Source organism: Robiginitalea biformata HTCC2501, from assembly GCF_000024125.1.
Taxonomy (GTDB): Bacteria; Bacteroidota; Bacteroidia; order Flavobacteriales; family Flavobacteriaceae; genus Robiginitalea; species Robiginitalea biformata.
The window spans coordinates 892,172-909,714 of record NC_013222.1 but is presented as its reverse complement, the minus strand read 5'-3'; the positions used below and the strand labels follow the sequence as shown (position 1 = coordinate 909,714).

The 17,543-nt window shown below is 55.1% G+C and carries 16 protein-coding genes; 7 read left to right on the top strand and 9 right to left on the bottom strand.

Annotation, left to right across the window (positions count from 1 at the left end):
* Positions 1-15 precede the first annotated feature (15 nt).
* Complete coding sequence (gene recJ / locus RB2501_RS04035; RefSeq protein ID WP_015753472.1) at positions 16-1,731, bottom strand: single-stranded-DNA-specific exonuclease RecJ; 1,716 nt, start codon at positions 1,729-1,731, stop codon at positions 16-18.
* A 157-nt stretch (positions 1,732-1,888) separates the two neighbouring features.
* A complete protein-coding gene (locus RB2501_RS04030) occupies positions 1,889-2,317 on the bottom strand; it encodes an OsmC family protein (RefSeq protein WP_015753471.1) in 429 nt (142 codons plus the stop codon).
* A 44-nt stretch (positions 2,318-2,361) separates the two neighbouring features.
* Between RB2501_RS04030 and RB2501_RS04025 the strand changes: the two genes are divergently transcribed.
* Complete coding sequence (locus RB2501_RS04025; RefSeq protein ID WP_015753470.1) at positions 2,362-2,955, top strand: carboxymuconolactone decarboxylase family protein; 594 nt, start codon at positions 2,362-2,364, stop codon at positions 2,953-2,955.
* On the opposite strand, the gene RB2501_RS04020 is transcribed toward RB2501_RS04025, so the two are convergent.
* The 3 genes from RB2501_RS04020 to RB2501_RS04010 form a co-directional block, all read right to left on the bottom strand.
* Positions 2,952-4,883, bottom strand: coding sequence for an AAA family ATPase (locus tag RB2501_RS04020; RefSeq protein WP_083760682.1), 1,932 nt, complete (start codon positions 4,881-4,883; stop codon positions 2,952-2,954). The genes RB2501_RS04025 and RB2501_RS04020 overlap by 4 nt on opposite strands.
* 27 nt (positions 4,884-4,910) lie before the next feature.
* Positions 4,911-5,591, bottom strand: coding sequence for a 16S rRNA (cytidine(1402)-2'-O)-methyltransferase (rsmI, locus tag RB2501_RS04015; RefSeq protein WP_015753468.1), 681 nt, complete (start codon positions 5,589-5,591; stop codon positions 4,911-4,913).
* Between the two features lie 67 nt (positions 5,592-5,658).
* On the bottom strand, positions 5,659-6,345 hold the full coding sequence (locus RB2501_RS04010) for a hypothetical protein (RefSeq protein ID WP_015753467.1): 687 nt from the start codon (positions 6,343-6,345) through the stop codon (positions 5,659-5,661).
* A 109-nt stretch (positions 6,346-6,454) separates the two neighbouring features.
* Here RB2501_RS04010 and RB2501_RS04005 point away from each other — a divergent pair, with 109 nt between their 5' ends.
* The 6 genes from RB2501_RS04005 (at position 6,455) to RB2501_RS03980 (ending at position 13,388) form a co-directional block, all read left to right on the top strand.
* On the top strand, positions 6,455-7,108 hold the full coding sequence (locus RB2501_RS04005; RefSeq protein WP_015753466.1) for a thymidine kinase: 654 nt from the start codon (positions 6,455-6,457) through the stop codon (positions 7,106-7,108).
* Entirely contained in the window at positions 7,092-8,204 is a 1,113-nt protein-coding gene (alr, locus tag RB2501_RS04000; RefSeq protein ID WP_015753465.1) for an alanine racemase, read from the top strand. Before RB2501_RS04005 ends, alr begins: the two co-directional genes overlap by 17 nt.
* Before the next feature lie 139 nt (positions 8,205-8,343).
* On the top strand, positions 8,344-8,754 hold the full coding sequence (gene mscL, locus RB2501_RS03995) for a large-conductance mechanosensitive channel protein MscL (protein WP_015753464.1): 411 nt from the start codon (positions 8,344-8,346) through the stop codon (positions 8,752-8,754).
* Positions 8,755-9,026: 272 nt separating this feature from the next.
* Positions 9,027-10,016, top strand: a complete 990-nt coding sequence (locus tag RB2501_RS03990) for an aspartate-semialdehyde dehydrogenase (protein ID WP_015753463.1) — start codon at positions 9,027-9,029, stop codon at positions 10,014-10,016.
* Positions 10,017-10,202: 186 nt separating this feature from the next.
* A complete protein-coding gene (locus RB2501_RS03985; protein ID WP_015753462.1) occupies positions 10,203-12,356 on the top strand; it encodes a prolyl oligopeptidase family serine peptidase in 2,154 nt (717 codons plus the stop codon).
* A 54-nt stretch (positions 12,357-12,410) separates the two neighbouring features.
* The gene (locus RB2501_RS03980) at positions 12,411-13,388 is read left to right on the top strand and encodes an ABC transporter ATP-binding protein (RefSeq protein WP_015753461.1); all 978 of its coding nucleotides are present in this window, start codon (positions 12,411-12,413) and stop codon (positions 13,386-13,388) included.
* A 4-nt stretch (positions 13,389-13,392) separates the two neighbouring features.
* Here RB2501_RS03980 and RB2501_RS03975 read toward each other — a convergent pair whose 3' ends face one another.
* From RB2501_RS03975 to RB2501_RS03960, 4 genes are read right to left on the bottom strand one after another with little or no spacing between them, the layout of a single operon-like run.
* On the bottom strand, positions 13,393-14,511 hold the full coding sequence (locus RB2501_RS03975) for an NAD(P)/FAD-dependent oxidoreductase (RefSeq protein ID WP_015753460.1): 1,119 nt from the start codon (positions 14,509-14,511) through the stop codon (positions 13,393-13,395).
* A 41-nt stretch (positions 14,512-14,552) separates the two neighbouring features.
* Positions 14,553-15,911: an acetyl-CoA carboxylase biotin carboxylase subunit gene (accC, locus tag RB2501_RS03970; RefSeq protein WP_015753459.1), complete on the bottom strand. Its 1,359-nt coding sequence runs from the start codon at positions 15,909-15,911 to the stop codon at positions 14,553-14,555.
* 39 nt (positions 15,912-15,950) lie between these two features.
* Positions 15,951-16,445, bottom strand: a complete 495-nt coding sequence (gene accB, locus RB2501_RS03965; RefSeq protein ID WP_015753458.1) for an acetyl-CoA carboxylase biotin carboxyl carrier protein — start codon at positions 16,443-16,445, stop codon at positions 15,951-15,953.
* Between the two features lie 28 nt (positions 16,446-16,473).
* Positions 16,474-17,469 carry a beta-ketoacyl-ACP synthase III gene (locus RB2501_RS03960; protein ID WP_015753457.1) on the bottom strand — a complete coding sequence of 332 codons (996 nt, stop codon included), beginning with the start codon at positions 17,467-17,469 and terminating at the stop codon, positions 16,474-16,476.
* Between the last annotated feature and the right edge of the window lie 74 nt (positions 17,470-17,543).

Genomic DNA, 17,543 nt, shown 5'->3' with positions numbered 1-17,543 from the left:
TTCGCGCCTGGGGAATCAATCCGGTGCCGCGTCCCGGATGTCCCGGATTTTTAACTGCGTGCTCGTCCTGCCCTGCCAGTGGTTCTCCTCGATGGAAAAAACGGCGTAAAACTCCCTGCCCCCCTGGATCAGGTCCAGGCGGTCTCCCAACCCGAATCCTATCCCGCCAATGGGGCCGGAGCCATCCTGGGTAACAGCTAGTTTTAAATGCGCCCCGCCTTCCCCGACGGTACGCGCATACCCGGTATCCACCAGGGGGCCGGCAACGAATACCGGGGCGGGATTCCCCGGGCCAAACGGGCCAAACTGACTGAGGATCCGGACGAGTTTCGGGTGGATCTGGCTCAGGTGGATTTTGAGGTCTATCTGGATTTCCGGAGTCAGGGAATCCTCGGTGATCCGCTCGGACACCACCTTTTCAAACCGGTCCTTAAAGTCCTGGAATCGGGAAGCCTCCAGGGTCAGGCCGGCGGCGTACGTGTGTCCGCCGAATTGTTCGATACAGTCCGAACATGCTTCCAGGGCCTCGTAGAGGTCAAAGCCGCGCACCGAGCGCGCGGATGCCGCCAATTTATCGCCGCTGCGGGTAAACACCAGGGTGGGGCGGTAATACGTCTCGATAAGGCGGGACGCCACAATGCCGATAACCCCTTTATGCCAGTCTTCCTTGAAAACCACCGTACTCATCCGGGCCTCCCCTCCTTCCGAACGGACCATCTCCAGGGCCTCGTCGGTAATGGCCTGTTCGGTCTCCCTGCGCTGGCTGTTCAGCGATTCGATTTCGTCGGCCAGTGCCCCGGCCCGGGCCGGGTCTGTCTCGGTGAGCAACCGGACGGCGTCCTCCCCGTGCTGCATCCGCCCGGCGGCATTGATCCGGGGGGCAACCCGGAATACCAGGTCGGATACCTGGTAGTTTTTCCTGTCCAGCCCGCGGAGCAACGCGCGGATCCCCGGACGGGCCCCGCCGTTGATCACCTGCAGCCCGTAGTGGACCATCACCCGGTTCTCCCCGGTGATCGGGACGATATCCGCCCCGATAGCGGTAGCCACCAGGTCCAGGTAGGGAAGGAGCTCTGCCGGGTCCAGGCCGCGCCGCTCATGCAGCGCCTGGATGAGCTTAAAACCCACCCCGCAACCGCAAAGTTCCTTGTAGGGGTAGGGGCAGTCATCGCGTTTCGGGTCCAGGACCGCCACCGCTTCCGGCAGCGTTTCCCCGGGCCGGTGGTGGTCGCAGATAATCAGGTCGATGCCTTTGGACCGGGCGTACCGGGCCTGCTCAATGGCCTTGACCCCGCAATCCAGGGCGACGATCAGGCCCATGCCGTTGTCATCCGCAAACTCTATCCCCTGGCGGGAGAGGCCATATCCCTCCCGGTAGCGGTCCGGGATGTAGGTGGCCACCGCATCGCTGTATTCCCGCAGGTAAGCTGCCATCAGGGCAACGGACGTGGTCCCGTCCACGTCGTAATCCCCGTAAACCAGGATCCGTTCACCCCTGGTTAAGGCAACTTCCAGGCGATCCACGGCCTGTTCCATGTCCTGCATCTGCATCGGGTCGTGGAGGTGGGAGAGCTCCGGCCGGAAAAACCTCCGGGCCGATTCAAAATCCCGGATGCCCCGTTGAACCAGCAGGCCGGCGAGCAACGGGTCGATGCCGAGTTCCCCGGCCAGGCGGGAGGCTGCTTCCCTCCCGGGCTCCGGTTTAAAAACCCAACGCGTACTCATGGACATGGATTGAATTTAGGCCTGTGGGCTGCAGGCAGGTTACACCCGTTTTTTGCCCCACCCCGGTACGGGGGCGCACTGCCCCGAAATTGGCTGGCACCAAAACTATTCTGGCTGCTGAATGCGCCCGCTGCACTTGGACCCGGGCACCGCGGAATACGGATCAGTCTTCGTGGAAAACAGTCTGGAAATCGAGTTCCGCAAATTTCCGGAACATGGCGATCACCCCGCAGTATTTCTCCACGGACAGGTCCACGGCCCGTTGCAATTTTGCCTGTGCGAGATTTTTGCCGTGGAAGTGGAACTCCACCCGGACCGCCTCGTAGGTTTGCGGGTGGTCTTCGCTGAGCGACCCGACGGTTTCGATATGGAAATCGGACACCTCGAGTTTCATCTTGCGGATCAGCATGGCAATGTCGAGTCCCGAACACCCTGCCAGCGAACTCAACATGAGGGCCTTCGGGCGCATCCCGGACCCTGCCCCGCCATCTTCGGGGCTTGCATCGATTCGGAAATTCAGGCCGGAGGGATTGTTGGATTCAAATGCCATATCCCCCAGCCAGCGCGTCGTGACGTGATTGGTGGAAGCCATAATTTTTTTGTTTCTTGCCCAAAAGTACAATAAAATCACGCCATATGCCCCTTGTAACACCCTTAGACCCGAATGCCGATCCCGAAACCCGGAAGCTGGCCAAATTCTTTGATGAAACCCTGGGTTTCTGCCCGAATTCCGTCCTGACCATGCAGCGGCGGCCGGCCATTTCCAAGGCATTTATCCAGTTGAATATGGCCGTGATGGAAAACCACGGGAAGGTGACCTCAGCCCTGAAACGGATGATTGCCTGGGTGAGCAGCAATGCCACCGGCTGCCGGTACTGCCAGGCCCATGCCATCCGGGCCGCCGAGCGGTACGGGGCCGAGCAAAGGCAATTGGAAAATATTTGGGAGTACCGGACCCACAGCGCATTTTCGGATGCCGAACGGGCCGCCCTGGACTTTGCCCTGGCGGCTTCACAGGTACCCAATACGGTGGATGCCGACCTGGCGGCCCGGCTGCACGAACACTGGGACGAAGGGGAAATTGTCGAAATCCTCGGGGTGATCTCTCTGTTTGGCTTTCTCAACCGCTGGAATGACTCCATGGGGACCCCTATTGAATCGGGGGCAGTTGAAAGCGGGGAAAAATACCTCTCCCGTTACGGATGGGAGCAGGGGAAACACGGTTGCTAATCGCCTATGAAATCGAATAATTGCTCAATTAATCTATTCAAAACTTTATTTTCTCTAGTCAATTCATCATAACTTTCAAATGTGGTTATGGTGAACTCACAGAGGTTTATTTTGTGATAATTTGATAATGTTCCCGAATTGGATTTTAATTTGGGCAGTTCGTTATCTGATAAGCCCAAGGACTCTAGGCAGTTTATTAAATATTCACCGACTCTTGTTCTTTCATATTTGTTCTGAGATATGTCCAATGAATCCAATTTCTTATGATACTTCCTATTCATTATTTTCTTAAGATAACCTTTGAGTACAGTGGGGGGTAAAAGGTTTTCAATTTCAACATATTCTGTGTCAAAAAAGGTGAAGTTCGGCTGATTTTCAGATAATTTCTTCAATTCTAATCGTCTTTTACCTTTGCGCCTTCTATTATCAACGTTGTCATTATCTACAAGCAAAAAAACTTTTGTAGATATAGCGAAGGCCTTAATTTCATCATTCACCTCCAGAGAATTGACTTCGGAAATTTGTTTTTCTTCAAAGAGATAATGTGATAGCAAACTGCCTCCATATTCGATAAAAGCAAAATCGATATCTTCCTTATAAATGGGCTTTTGATGATATTTACAATAAAGATTTAAAAATCTTGAAAGGTACTTTCTATCTGTTGGACCCTCTACCCAAATAGTAGCATTTGCAATAAGAACAGATGAGGATTTAACTCCTAGGAGATCTAGTGTTTTCTTATTTGGTAATAAATCAGTTCCAATTTCATATTTGGATTCATTTATCTTATCAAACTGAAATACAGAAATCAAATCTTTTGGTATTGAGGAGTCCAATAGATGATTTGAATGAGTTGTAAAGAAATACTTTAATCCCTTCTTGGTAAGATATTCATCGGAAATTAACGTTTCAAGAAATAGTCTTTGAAGACCAGGATGCATATGCGTTTCGGGTTCCTCAATAAAAATCCAAGAACCATTTTTTGCAGTGTAAATTGGAAAAAGTAACTGTATAATGGATTGGATTCCATCCCCTACATCATGTATCTTTCTCTCCTCACCATCAATCCACAAATTGATCTTTTCATCATTTAAGTTTGATATAATCTCAATTTCCTTCCCTTCAAAAAATCTTTCAGATAAAAAGTTTTCAAATTCCTCAAAGCCTCTTCTAATCTGTTTTTTTCCATTTCTTGCCTCTAATATCCTATTGTAGAGATTAAGTCCTGTATGGATTTCAGCGTTCTCAACTGAGTAAAGCTCCATTATCATCTTACTAAACACATCTTCGACTAAGTGTTCACTAGACTTAATTGATCTCAATATTGGAATTAATATTTTATTCGTCGGTTTATTTTCTAACGCAAAAATAAAGTGTGTTTCTACCTCTTTAATTAAACCATAGAATTGTCTAAATATTTTTACCGCATTGACTCTACCATTTGTTTGATTCCCTTTTTGTAATTGAGCAATACCCTTATTAAATTCTGAATTTATTTCCTTATACAGATTCTTATAATCTTGTTCATTGCCAAGATGCTTGTTCAATGAATCTCTTTTTCCAGTAAAATTTTTGTAAAGGCGAAATATCATCCCATAGGTTTCATTGTCAAGCCTTTGAACATTTGATTGATTTTCCTCGTAATATTTTTGTGCTTTATTCTGCTTTTCTTGGAACACTACAGAGTTATTGGAGATTTCCATTTCTGAATCTTTTAGTTTAATTAAACCTCTCAGAAATCTACTTTTCCCTGAATTATTCGCTCCCACAAATAGATTTACTGTAGAAAATTTACCTAATGGCGGTCCAGGTTCACTAGGGTTTCCTTCAGTAATACTTTTATTCCCCGTGAAATAAACAGTGTCCTTAAATGTGGTTCCGTATTCTGGTGGCAGCGATTGCCCGCTTGAAAAAATTCTCAAATACATTTAATCTATGACATATTAGATTAAAATTTAATCACCCGTCCCCTTAACCACGAGGACAAATTCGCCCCGGGGCGCATTCTGTTTGAAGTGGTCGGCTACTTCCGACACGGTCCCCCGCACAATCTCCTCAAAGTGCTTGGTCAGTTCCCGGCAGACTGCCACCTCGCGTTCCGCTCCGAAATGGTCGGCAAATTGCTCCAGGGCCTTCAGCAACCGATGGGGGCTTTCGTAAAAAACCATCGTCCGGGCCTCGCCGGCCAGTTCGGCGAGCCGGGTCTGCCGGCCCTTCTTATGGGGGAGGAATCCTTCAAAAACAAACCGGTCCGTGGGGAAGCCGCTGCACACCAGGGCGGGGACAAAGGCGGTGGCTCCCGGCAGGCAATCCACGGCATGCCCCGCCTGGATACAGGCGCGGACCAACAGAAAGCCCGGGTCGGAAATGCCGGGTGTCCCTGCATCGGATATCAACGCCAGCGTCCTGCCCGCTGCTACCTCGGCGACCAATGCGTCCACTACCCGGTGTTCGTTGTGCATATGGTACGAACGCTGGGGGGTCTCCACTTCATAATGTTTCAGGAGTTTTCCGCTGGTGCGGGTATCCTCGGACAGGATCAGGTCGGCCTCCCGGAGCACTTCCAGGGCCCTCAGGGTGATATCCCCGAGGTTGCCGATGGGAGTGGGTACGATGAACAGTTTGCCAGGCTGCATGGGCGGTATAAAAAGAGGCCGGGCGGCTGTAAGCACGTCCGGCCATTATCACTTGTTTTTCTGACTATTAGTTAAAGCGCCGTTCGATGAGTTCCATAAACCGGGCTTCGTATTCGTCCTTCCCTTCCCACTGGTTGAACCCGGGTTTTACTTCATCGCGGATATAGGCCACGGAATGCTCCACGGAATCCAGGTCGTTCAGTTTGGACAGGATGCGGTTGAAGGCGTCCATGTCGTCGTTGAACAGGTGTTTGACAAAGGCCAGGCGGTCGTTGAGCCCCACGGAGATCTTCCGCGCCGTCAGCGTGTCGTTCAGGGATTTGGAATGGCCGGGTTTCGGCGGTTTCGGCAGGTCCGGGGCCGTGTCCTGTTTGTCGTTTTTGACAAAGTCGTTCTTGGCGATGAGCCGCTCAAGGACCTCCTCGAGTTCCTCACCCCCGGGCATTTCCGATACCATGTGCTTAATCGTGTCGATTCCCGGGACGATGATATCCTCTTCGTGCGGGTTGGATTCCGGCACGGACTTATTCTCGTTGAGTACCGCCGAGGCGATCGATTCAAACTTGGAGGCGACTTCGCTCTTGCTGACGTCGATCTGCACGTCGTTGAGTTTTTCCTCGATAAATTTCAGTACCGCCAGTTTTTCGTAGAGATCCCTGGCCCTTTCGTAAAGCTCCGGCAACTCCTTCAAACCGCGGCTCGTAATGATGTCCGTGGAGAGTTTCAGCAACTCCTCTTTCAGTTTTCGTTTCATAGCTAATTATACGGGGACCTTTCCGTGAAGGTGGTTCTTTTTTAATACTTTTATAGCGCCGCTACTACCTGTAACGGAAACAGCCGCTACTTTCGTCTAAAATTACAAAATGTTTCTCGAAAACACTGTTAACCCCAAAGAACAATTCGGATGGATTGAAGTCATCTGCGGTTCGATGTTTTCAGGCAAGACCGAGGAACTGATCCGACGCCTGCGTCGCGCCCAGTTTGCCCGTCAGAAGGTAGAGATCTTCAAACCGATCGTCGATACGCGGTACCACGAAGACTACGTGGTTTCCCACGACGAAAACGAGATTCGTTCCACCCCGGTGCCGGCTGCTGCAAATATCCGGTTGCTGGCCGACAATTGCGACGTGGTGGGCATTGACGAGGCCCAGTTTTTTGACGACGAAATCGTCACGGTCTGCAACGACCTGGCCAACAAGGGCGTCCGGGTGGTGGTTGCGGGCCTGGATATGGACTTCAAGGGCAACCCTTTCGGCCCCATGCCGGCCCTGATGGCCACGGCGGAATACGTAACCAAGGTTCACGCCATCTGTACGCGCACCGGCAACCTGGCCAACTACAGCTACCGCAAATCCCGAAACGACCGGCTCGTATTGCTGGGCGAAACCGAGGAGTACGAACCGCTGAGCCGGGGGGCATTCTACAAGGCGATGCTCACCGAAAAAATCAGTAAGCTCGAAGTGAACGAACCCGAGGTCCTCCCCTCGAAAAAATCAGAGAATGCCTCAAAGCCGTGACACGGTCCTGGAGATCGACCTGGGGGCCCTGGCCCACAACTACCGGTTTTTGCGGGACAGGCTGCGTCCCGAAACCCGGTTCCTGGGCGTGGTCAAGGCCTACGGCTACGGCAGTGATTCCCTGGCCATTGCGCTGAAACTCGAAGCCCTCGGGGCCGATTACCTGGCGGTGGCCTTCACGGACGAAGGCACCTTTTTGCGAGAGGGCGGCGTCCGGCTCCCCATCCTGGTGCTGCACCCCCAGCCTTCCGGCCTGGATGACCTGATTACCCATCGGCTGGAGCCGGCGCTCTACAGCCTGCGGATTCTGAAAATGTTCCTGGAAACTGCCCGGCGGCGGGAGGCGCGGGGGTTTCCGGTCCACCTGAAGTTCAATACGGGCCTCAACCGGCTGGGTTTCTGGGAAAACGACGTGGAATGGATTGCCGGGCAACTGGAAGGGGAGTCCAGCCTTACCATCCGATCCGCCTTCTCCCACCTGGCGGCTTCGGACGACCCCGGCTCAAACACTTTTACCCAAAGGCAGATCAAATCGTTTGCCGCCATCGTGGCGGATATCCGCGAACAGTTGCCCGGCACGCCTTTTTTCCACCTGCTGAACACCTCCGGCATCCTGAATTTCCCGGATGCCCAATGGGACATGGTCCGCAGCGGCATCGGGCTCTACGGGTACGGCAACGATCCCGAAGTAGACCCACTCCTCCGCCCGGTGGCCCGGCTGCGCACCCGCATTTCCCAGCTCCATAAAATCGAGCCCGGGGAATGGGTAGGCTACAACAAGGGGTACCGGGCTGCGGATTTCCGGACCACGGCTACGCTTCCCATCGGGCATGCAGACGGTATCGGACGGATTTACGGAAAGGAGCATGGAGCATTCCATGTCCGGGGTAAACGCGCTCCCATTATCGGGAATGTTTGCATGGACATGACGATGATCGACGTCACGGGAATCCCCTGCAAGGAGGGGGACGAGGTGGTGGTTTTCGGGAATGGGCATTCCGCCGAAGACCTGGCTCGCGGAGCCGGCACCATTTCCTATGAACTCCTAACGGGTATCTCCCGGCGGGTGGCGCGGGAAATCCTGGAAGAACATTGAGCTTTTCAATATTCGTCCGGTATTCGTCCGGGGCGACCGATGGGCCTTTAAATAGCCTAATCCGCTGAAAATGATATCTCTTGGGGGCTACTCTGCAAATTTTTAGTATTTTGAGCAGCATAACCAATCAAATGGAACCATGCTAAAAGAATTCAAGAAGTTTATTATGACCGGCAATGTCATCGACCTGGCCGTTGCAGTTTTGCTCGCCAGCGCCATCGGCCTGGTGGTCAGCGGGTTTGTCAATGACATTATGATGCCGATCGTGGGCTATTTCACCGGAGGAGTGGATTTCTCCGATATGAAAATCGTCCTGTCGGAAGCCGTGGTGGCCGCCGACGGTACGGTGGAAAAACCGGAAAGCGCCGTGCGATACGGGGCGTGGATCAACAGCATCATCAACCTGATCATCGTCGGGTTCGTGTTGTTTATGATCGTGAAATCCTACAACAAGGTCCGCAAAAAAGAAGAGCCCAAACCGGAAGCCCCCAAAGGGCCCACCCAGGAAGACTTGCTGGCCGAAATCCGCGACCTGCTGAAAAAGAAATAAAGACGCGTCCCGACTTGTGGCGGGAACCGCTACACCACAAGCAAGTGCAACTTAAACCGCCCGGCGCGCCCGGGCGGTTTTTCTTTTGGGGTGGGCCCCTATCGTCTGGATGGGAACTAATCTGCCGGATGACGCGATTCCTTCGGGTCTGTGGAATAGACGCACTCAGGGGTTATATTTGCAACATTTTGTTTTATTTTTAAAAATCTTTCCGGACGGATTTGCCGGAGACCTATGTCCGGCGTACTTTTGGCTCACTAAATACGAATCTGATGAAAGTAGCAGTTGTAGGCGCCACCGGAATGGTGGGCGAAGTCATGCTCCGGGTACTGGCCGAGCGCAATTTCCCGGTTACCGAATTGCTGCCGGTGGCCTCCGAGCGCTCTGTGGGCAGGTTGCTCCCGTTCAGGGACCGGGAATACCCCGTAATCGGTCTGGCGGACGCCGTAGCAGCACGGCCGGATATCGCCATTTTCTCGGCCGGAGGGGATACTTCCCTGGAATGGGCCCCGCGGTTTGCGGATGCCGGCACCACGGTAATCGACAATTCCTCGGCCTGGCGGATGGACCCCGGGAAGAAACTGGTGGTTCCTGAAATCAACGCAGATACACTTGGGCCGGAAGACAAGATCATCGCGAACCCCAACTGTTCCACCATCCAGCTCGTGATGGTACTGGCGCCCCTGCATACAAGGTATACGATGAAGCGGGTGGTGGTCTCCACCTACCAATCCGTTTCCGGTACGGGGGTGAAGGCTGTCCGCCAGTTGGAAGATGAAATCGCCGGGGTGTCCGGTGAGAAGGCCTACCCGCACCCGATCAACCGGAATGCCCTGCCCCATTGCGACGTGTTCCAGGAGAACGGCTATACCAAGGAGGAGATGAAACTGGCCCGGGAACCGCAGAAAATCCTGGACGACCGCACGTTTTCCGTAACTGCCACCGCCGTTCGGATTCCCACGGCGGGAGGGCATTCAGAGGCGGTAAACATCGAATTCCGGGAAGACTTTGACCTGGACGAGGTACGGCAGATTCTTTCAGCCACCCCCGGCGTTGTGCTGCAGGACGACCCCGCCACAAACACCTACCCGATGCCGGTACTCGCCCATGGCAGAGACGAGGTTTTTGTGGGTCGGATCCGCCGAGATGAAAGCCAGGCCAAGACCCTGAATCTCTGGATCGTAGCCGACAACCTCCGCAAGGGCGCAGCCACAAACGCCGTCCAGATAGCGGAGCACCTGCTGGAGCGCGGCCTGGTCTGAAACCCGGTAGCCGGCCAGCATGCCCGGCCATTGACGCCAAACCCTGACTTCGCGGTTGCGGCCGGTTTCCAGCACTTGGCAAACGCGAAAGAGGTCTGCTCCATAAAATACTGTTAAACGGCCGACCCCTGGTTTGGGACGGCCGTTTTTTGTGGTATTTTAGTCCGATTTTCTGAACCACCCTCCATGAAACACACCACCGCAATCCTTTGCCTGGGCCTCCTGCTCACGGCCTGCCAAAATCAAACCGAAACGAATATGGCCATAAACTACCCGGAAACTGCGAAAGTCGACACTGTGGATACCTATTTCGGCACGGAAGTGGCCGATCCTTACCGCTGGCTCGAAGACGACCGGAGCCCGGAAACCGAAGACTGGGTCCGGCGGCAGAACGCAGTCACCTTCGGGTACCTGGACGGCATCCCCTACCGGGAGGCCCTGCGCCAGCGGCTTGAAAAGCTCTGGAATTACGAAAAGCTGGGCACCCCGTTCAAAGAGGGCGGGAAGACTTACTTCTACAAAAACGACGGGCTGCAGGACCAGTATGTCCTCTACCGCCAGGGGGAAACGGGCGACCCCGAGGTTTTCCTGGACCCGAACACCTTTTCGGAGGACGGCACCACCTCCCTGGCCGGCCTGAGCTTTACAGAAGACGGCTCCCGGGTAGCCTACTCCATCTCCGAGGGGGGCAGCGACTGGCGCAAGGTGATCGTCATGGACGCCGCCAGCCGGGAAATCATCGAAGACACCCTGGTGGACATCAAGTTCAGCGGGGTTTCCTGGAGGGGCAACGAGGGCTTCTACTACTCGAGCTACGACAAGCCGGAAGGCAGCGAGCTTTCGGCCAGGACGGACCAGCACAAGGTCTATTTCCACCAACTCGGGCAGCCGCAGGCCGGGGACCAGTTGATCTTTGGGGGCACCCCCGAACAGAAGCACCGCTATATCAGGGCCTCGGTGACGGAAGACCAGCGCTACCTGATCCTTTCGGCGGCCAATACGACTTCCGGTAATAAATTGTTTATCCAGGACCTGCAGGACCCTGGTTCCGGGTTGAAAACCATTGTAGGGGACGAGGAATCCGATAGCTATGTGATCGAAAATTCCGGGTCGAAACTCTACATTGTCACGGACCGGGACGCGCCGAACAAACGGATCGTCACGGTGGATGCGTCCGATCCGGGGCCGGAGAACTGGGTGGACTTTATCCCGGAAACCGAAAATGTCCTGAGCCCGAATACCGGGGGCGGTTACTTCTTTGCCGAATACATGGTGGACGCGATTTCCAAGGTCCTGCAATACGACTACCAGGGCAACCTGGTGCGCGAAGTGCCCCTGCCGGGGGTGGGCAGTGCCAGCGGCTTTGGCGGCAAAAAAGAAGAAAAAGAGTTTTACTTCTACTTTACCAACTACAACACCCCGGGATCCTCCTATAAGTACAACGTGGAAACCGGGGAATACGAGCTTTACTGGAAGCCGGACATCGATTTTAACCCGGACGACTACGTCTCCAACCAGGTGTTCTACGAGTCGGCCGACGGCACGCGGATCCCGATGATCATCACCCACAAAAAAGGCCTGGAAAAAAACGGGGACAACCCCACCATCCTCTACGGGTATGGCGGGTTTAACGTCAGCCTTACCCCGGGCTTCAGCACCTCGAATGCGGTCTGGCTGGAACAGGGCGGCATCTATGCGGTCCCGAATATCCGGGGGGGAGGCGAATACGGGAAAAAATGGCACGACGCGGGGACCAAGACAAGCAAGCAAAACGTGTTTGACGATTTTATCGCTGCGGCCGAATACCTGATTGCGGAAGGGTACACCTCCGCAGGCAAACTGGCCATCCGGGGCGGCTCCAACGGGGGGCTGCTCGTGGGGGCGGTCATGACCCAGCGTCCGGACCTCATGCAGGTGGCCCTGCCGGCCGTCGGGGTTTTGGATATGCTGCGCTACCACACCTTTACCGCCGGGGCCGGATGGTCCTATGACTACGGGACCTCGGAGGAGAGCGAGGAGATGTTCGAGTACCTGAAGGGATACTCGCCCCTGCACAACATCCGGGAGGGGGTCGCCTACCCGGCTACCCTGGTGACCACCGCAGACCACGACGACCGGGTAGTGCCCGCCCACAGCTTCAAATTCGCCGCCACGCTCCAGGAAAAACACGCTGGCGAAAGCCCGGTGCTGATCCGCATTGAGACGAATGCGGGCCACGGGGCCGGCACACCCATCAGCAAGACCATTGAACAGTACGCGGATATTTTCGGGTTTACCTTCTACAATATGGGGTACGAAGAGCTGCCCAACCAGGCCGCACTGAAAGATTTCAAGGAATAACGATCAATAAAATACCTGAAAATCCGTTTCTTAAGAAGCGGATTTTTTTTGTTTATGCTTACAGTTGAATCTCTAAGTTTTGCCTATGAGTCGGAGGCCGTCCTGGAGGACATCGGGTTCCAGCTGGGCCGGGGTGAACTCATGGCGGTCATGGGCGAAAGCGGTTGCGGGAAAAGCACCCTGCTCAAGCTCATATACGGGGAACTCCCCTTTGAGCAGGGAAGCATCCGGTGGAAGGACCACGCCATCAAGGGTCCGGCCTACCAGCTGTTGCCGGGTGCGCCTTTTATGAAGTACCTGGCCCAGGACTTCGACCTGATGCCCTTTATCAGCGTGGAGGAAAACATCGCCAAATTCCTGTCGGTACACTACCCGGAGGAAACGGCCCGCCGGACGGAGGAACTCCTGGAAACCATGGAGCTCACTGCCTACCGCGGCAAACAGGTGCGATACCTCAGCGGGGGCCAGCAGCAACGCGTGGCCCTGGCCCGGGTATTGGCCCAAAAGCCGGAACTGTTATTGCTGGACGAGCCCTTTGGCCACATCGATCATTTTCGGCGGAACAAACTCCGCCGCAACCTGTTTGAATACCTGAAGCGGGAGGAGATCAGCTGCCTGTGCGCCACCCACGACCACAACGACGTGTTGCCCTTTGCCGACCGGGTGATGGTGCTGCGGGACCGGGAGATCCTGGACCTGCGCCCCACCCGGGAAATCTTTGAACAACCCGCCCGCCTCTATACGGCCTATCTGCTGGGCGAAGCCAACCTGATCCCTATCAATATCCTGAAATCCTACGCTTCCACCACCCGGAACATCATCGTCTATGCCCACGAGCTGCGCGTATCGCAAAAGTCCGGCCTGGAGGTCTCTGTGGAACACTCCTACTACATGGGCGGCTACTACCGGGTATATGGACGAATGGAAGGCGAAAAAGGGGTGTATTTCAATTCGGAAAAAGCCCTGGAGGCAGGGGAGAACATTTTCCTGAATGTTTCCCTGGAGACCATCAACAAGCGGTTGCCGATCTGATTCGTCAGGTCGTGGCCAGGGCCGCCAGGTCGGCGCCTACCTGACTGCCGATGGCAACCCCCATACCCCCGAGGCGGACCCCGCAAAATACGTGGGGGGACAGTTTTTGGACGATGGGCTTCTTACGGGAGCCCACGCCCATGATCCCGCTCCACCGGTGCGCTACCCGGACGGCCTGCCCGGGAAGGATAACCCTGTGCAACAGGTCTTCCAGGGCTTGCTGTATGCCGGGGGTCTGACCGAGGTCCGTGGTGGTTTCCCCGGGTTTGTCCAAATGGCGGCCGCCACCCAGGAGTACGCGGTCGCCGACGTTTCGGAAGTAGAAATAGCCCCGGTCCAGGTGGAAGCTCCCGCGGAGGGCCAGCCCGGGTACGGGTTCAGTGATAAGTACCTGGCCCCGTGCAGGCTGCAGGTCCAGTCCGGTTTGCAGCCCGGCAAACCCGTTAGTCGCCAGCAGCAGGTTCGCCGCCTCAAATTCGAATGCGGAAGTCCGGATGCCTACCTGGTCCCCCAGGTCTTCAAACCCGGTTACCTCCACCCCGTTGAGCAGGCAGATGTCCGCCTCCCGGGCTTTGCCCAGCAGGGCCTGCATCATCCGGCCCGTATGGAGTTGTCCTTCCAACGGGTTGCAGACGGCGTCGGGCTGGATGCCGGCCATCCCGAATTCCCCCGGCCGGATTTCAAAGGCCGGCCGGCCGAAAACCGGTTGCAGCATCCGGTTGATTCGATCCATGGCCTCCAGGGCGTGCTCCTGCACCTCTTTATCCGCTTCCCGGAAAACCTCGTAGCCTCCGTACTGCCGGAAATCTATGGCCTGGTCGCCCAGCCGTTGGCGCAGCATCCGGATGCCCGTGAACCGGTTGGAAACCAGAGAGACAATTTCATCTTCCGTATGGGACTGCAAATCGTCCAGGATCTCGGTTAGGCTGCCAAAACAGGCAAAACCCGCATTGCGGGTGCTGGCTCCGGCGGGCAGGATGCCCCGTTCCAGAATGAGGATTTTGGCCCCGGGATGGCTTTTTCGAAGTTCCAGGGCACAACTCAGGCCGGTTATGCCGCTGCCCACCACGCAAAAATCCACGTCGGTAAGCCAGGATTCAATTTCCCAGTAGCTCGGGCTCATAGCGCGGTTCTTGCCGGTTTACGGGGCCGTGGATGGCTCCGTCAGTCGTCCTCGGAGGGCTCGGGTTGCATCTCGAAGTCCTCCATGAATTTGGTGGTGTAGTTCCCGGCCAGGTAATCCGGATGGTCCATAAGCTGGCGGTGGAACGGGATGGTCGTCTTGATGCCTTCGATTACGAATTCATCCAGGGCGCGCTTCATCTTGTTGATGGCCTCTTCCCGCGTCTGGGCCGTGGTGATCAGCTTGGCGATCATCGAATCGTAGTTGGGCGGAATGGTGTACCCGCTGTACACGTGGGTGTCCAGCCGGACACCGTGCCCGCCGGGCGTATGCAGCGTCGTGATCTTGCCCGGAGATGGACGAAACCCGTTGTAGGGGTCCTCCGCATTGATCCGGCATTCGATGGAGTGCAAGTTCGGGGTGTAATTTTTACCGGATATCGGCACGCCCCCTGCCACGAGGATCTGTTCGCGAATCAGGTCGTAATCGATAACCTGCTCGGTGATCGGGTGTTCAACCTGGATCCGCGTATTCATCTCCATAAAATAGAAGTTGCGGTGTTTGTCTACCAGGAATTCCACGGTCCCCGCCCCTTCGTATTTGATAAACTCGGCTGCGCGGACGGCTGCCTTCCCCATGGCATCCCGGAGTTTATCCGTCATAAAGGGAGAAGGGGTCTCCTCGGTGAGCTTCTGGTGGCGTCGCTGGATGGAGCAGTCCCGCTCGGAGAGGTGGCAGGCCTTGCCATACTGGTCGCCAACTACCTGGATCTCAATATGCCGGGGCTCCTCAATGAGCTTTTCCATATACATCCCCCCGTTGCCGAAGGCCGCTTCCGCTTCCTTGACGGCGCTCTCAAATTGTTTTACGAGCTCCTCCTCTTTCCAGATGGCACGCATACCCTTTCCGCCGCCGCCGGCAGTAGCCTTGATCATAACCGGATATCCCATTTTCTTGGCCACCTTCAGCGCGTGGTTCGCATCCTTCAGGAGGCCGTCGGAGCCGGGGATGGTAGGCACCCCAGCCTCTTTCATCGTCTGCTTGGCAGATGCCTTGTCGCCCATACGGTCGATCTGGTCGCCCGTCGCACCGATGAATTTGATCTCGTGTTCGGCGCAAATCCTGGAAAACTTGGAGTTCTCGGACAAAAAGCCGTAGCCCGGATGGATTGCGTCCGCGTTGGTGATTTCCGCAGCCGCAATGATGTTCGGGATTTTCAGGTAGGACTGGTTACTCGGAGCCGGACCGATACAAACGGCTTCATCTGCAAACCGGACATGGAGGCTTTCCTCGTCGGCCTTGGAGTACACCGCGACCGTCTTGATACCCATCTCCTTGCAGGTGCGGATGATGCGCAGGGCAATCTCTCCGCGGTTGGCGATCAGAATCTTTTTAAACATAGTGCGCTTGTTGTCTGTTAGTTAATGCGAAACCCCGGTCTAAGACGGGTCGATCAGGAACAAGGGCTGGTCGAATTCTACCGGGGAGGAGTCGTCTACCAGTACTTTGACGACCTTTCCGGATACTTCCGATTCAATATCGTTGAAGAGCTTCATGGCCTCGATCACGCAAAGTACGTCGCCCTTGGAAATGCTGTCCCCGACTTCCACAAACGGGGGTTTGTCCGGGGAAGGTTTCCGGTAAAATGTCCCGATAATCGGCGACTTGATGGTGATGTACTTGGAATCGTCCCCTTCTTTCTTGGCATCTGCCTCTCCGGACGCGGCGGCCGGGGCCGGGGCGGGTGCTGCAGGCGGAGCCTGTTGCGGCATGGCAGGAGCCGCCATGGGAATTTGTTGCACATAAGTGGGTTCCCCATCCTTGTCGGATCCGGTGCGGATCGTGATCTTGATCTCATCCGTTTCGAGCTTCACTTCGCTGGCTCCGGATTTGGCCACGAACTTGATCAGACTTTGAATTTCTTTGATATCCATGGATTTCGGTTTAGTATAGTGTTCGGTTTTATGAATCGTAAGCCCAGGTCAGGTAGATGGCTCCCCACGTAAACCCTCCCCCAAACGCTGCAAATATAAGACTGTCGCCCTTTTTGAGCTGCTTTTCGTAATCGCTGAGCAGCAGCGGCAGCGTGGCAGACGTGGTATTTCCGTAGCGTTCGATGTTCATCATCACCTTTTCGGCCTCCAGGCCCATCCGGTGCGCCGTGGCATCGATAATGCGCTTATTGGCCTGGTGCGGCACCAGCCAGTCCACGTCCTCATGGGTGAGGTCGTTGCGTTCCATAACGAGTGCCGATACCTCAGCCATGTTGGAGACGGCAAACTTAAAGACCGACTTCCCGTCCTGGCGGACAAAGTGCTTTTTTTCGCGAACCGTTTCCTCCGTGGGGGGCATCAAGGAACCGCCCGCCTCGATCTTGAGGAACTGCCGTCCCTTACCGTCACTGCGAAGGTATTCGTCCTGCAAACCGAGCCCGTCTGAATTTGGCTCAAACAACACGGCACCTGCGCCGTCCCCGAAGATAATACATGTTGTCCGGTCTTCGTAATCGATGATCGAAGACATCTTGTCCGCTCCGATGAGCAGCACTTTCTTATAGCGCCCTGATTCGATATAGCGGGCTGCCGTGGACATGCCGTACAAAAAATTCGAACAGGCCGCCTGCAGGTCGTATGCAAAGGCGTTGACAGCCCCGATCTCCGAGGCCACATACACGGCCGTAGAGGCCACCGGCATATCCGGGGTGGCCGTTCCCACAATGACCATGTCGATCTCAGCCGGGTCGAGCCCCCGTTTCTCAATCAGGTCCTGGGCAGCCTTGATGGCCAAAAAGGAAGTCCCTTTATCCGGATCTTTGAGAATCCGGCGTTCCTTGATACCCGTTCGGGTGGTGATCCATTCGTCATTCGTATCCACCAGGGTCTCCAGGATGGCATTGGTCAATCGGTATTCGGGAACATAGGCCCCCACAGCGGTAATCGCTGCCGTAATACTGCTCATGTAGTGCTGTTTTATCGCAAGGAACCCAAAAACGGTTCAAAATCGTTGAAAATTAAGGATTATTTGGAACTTTC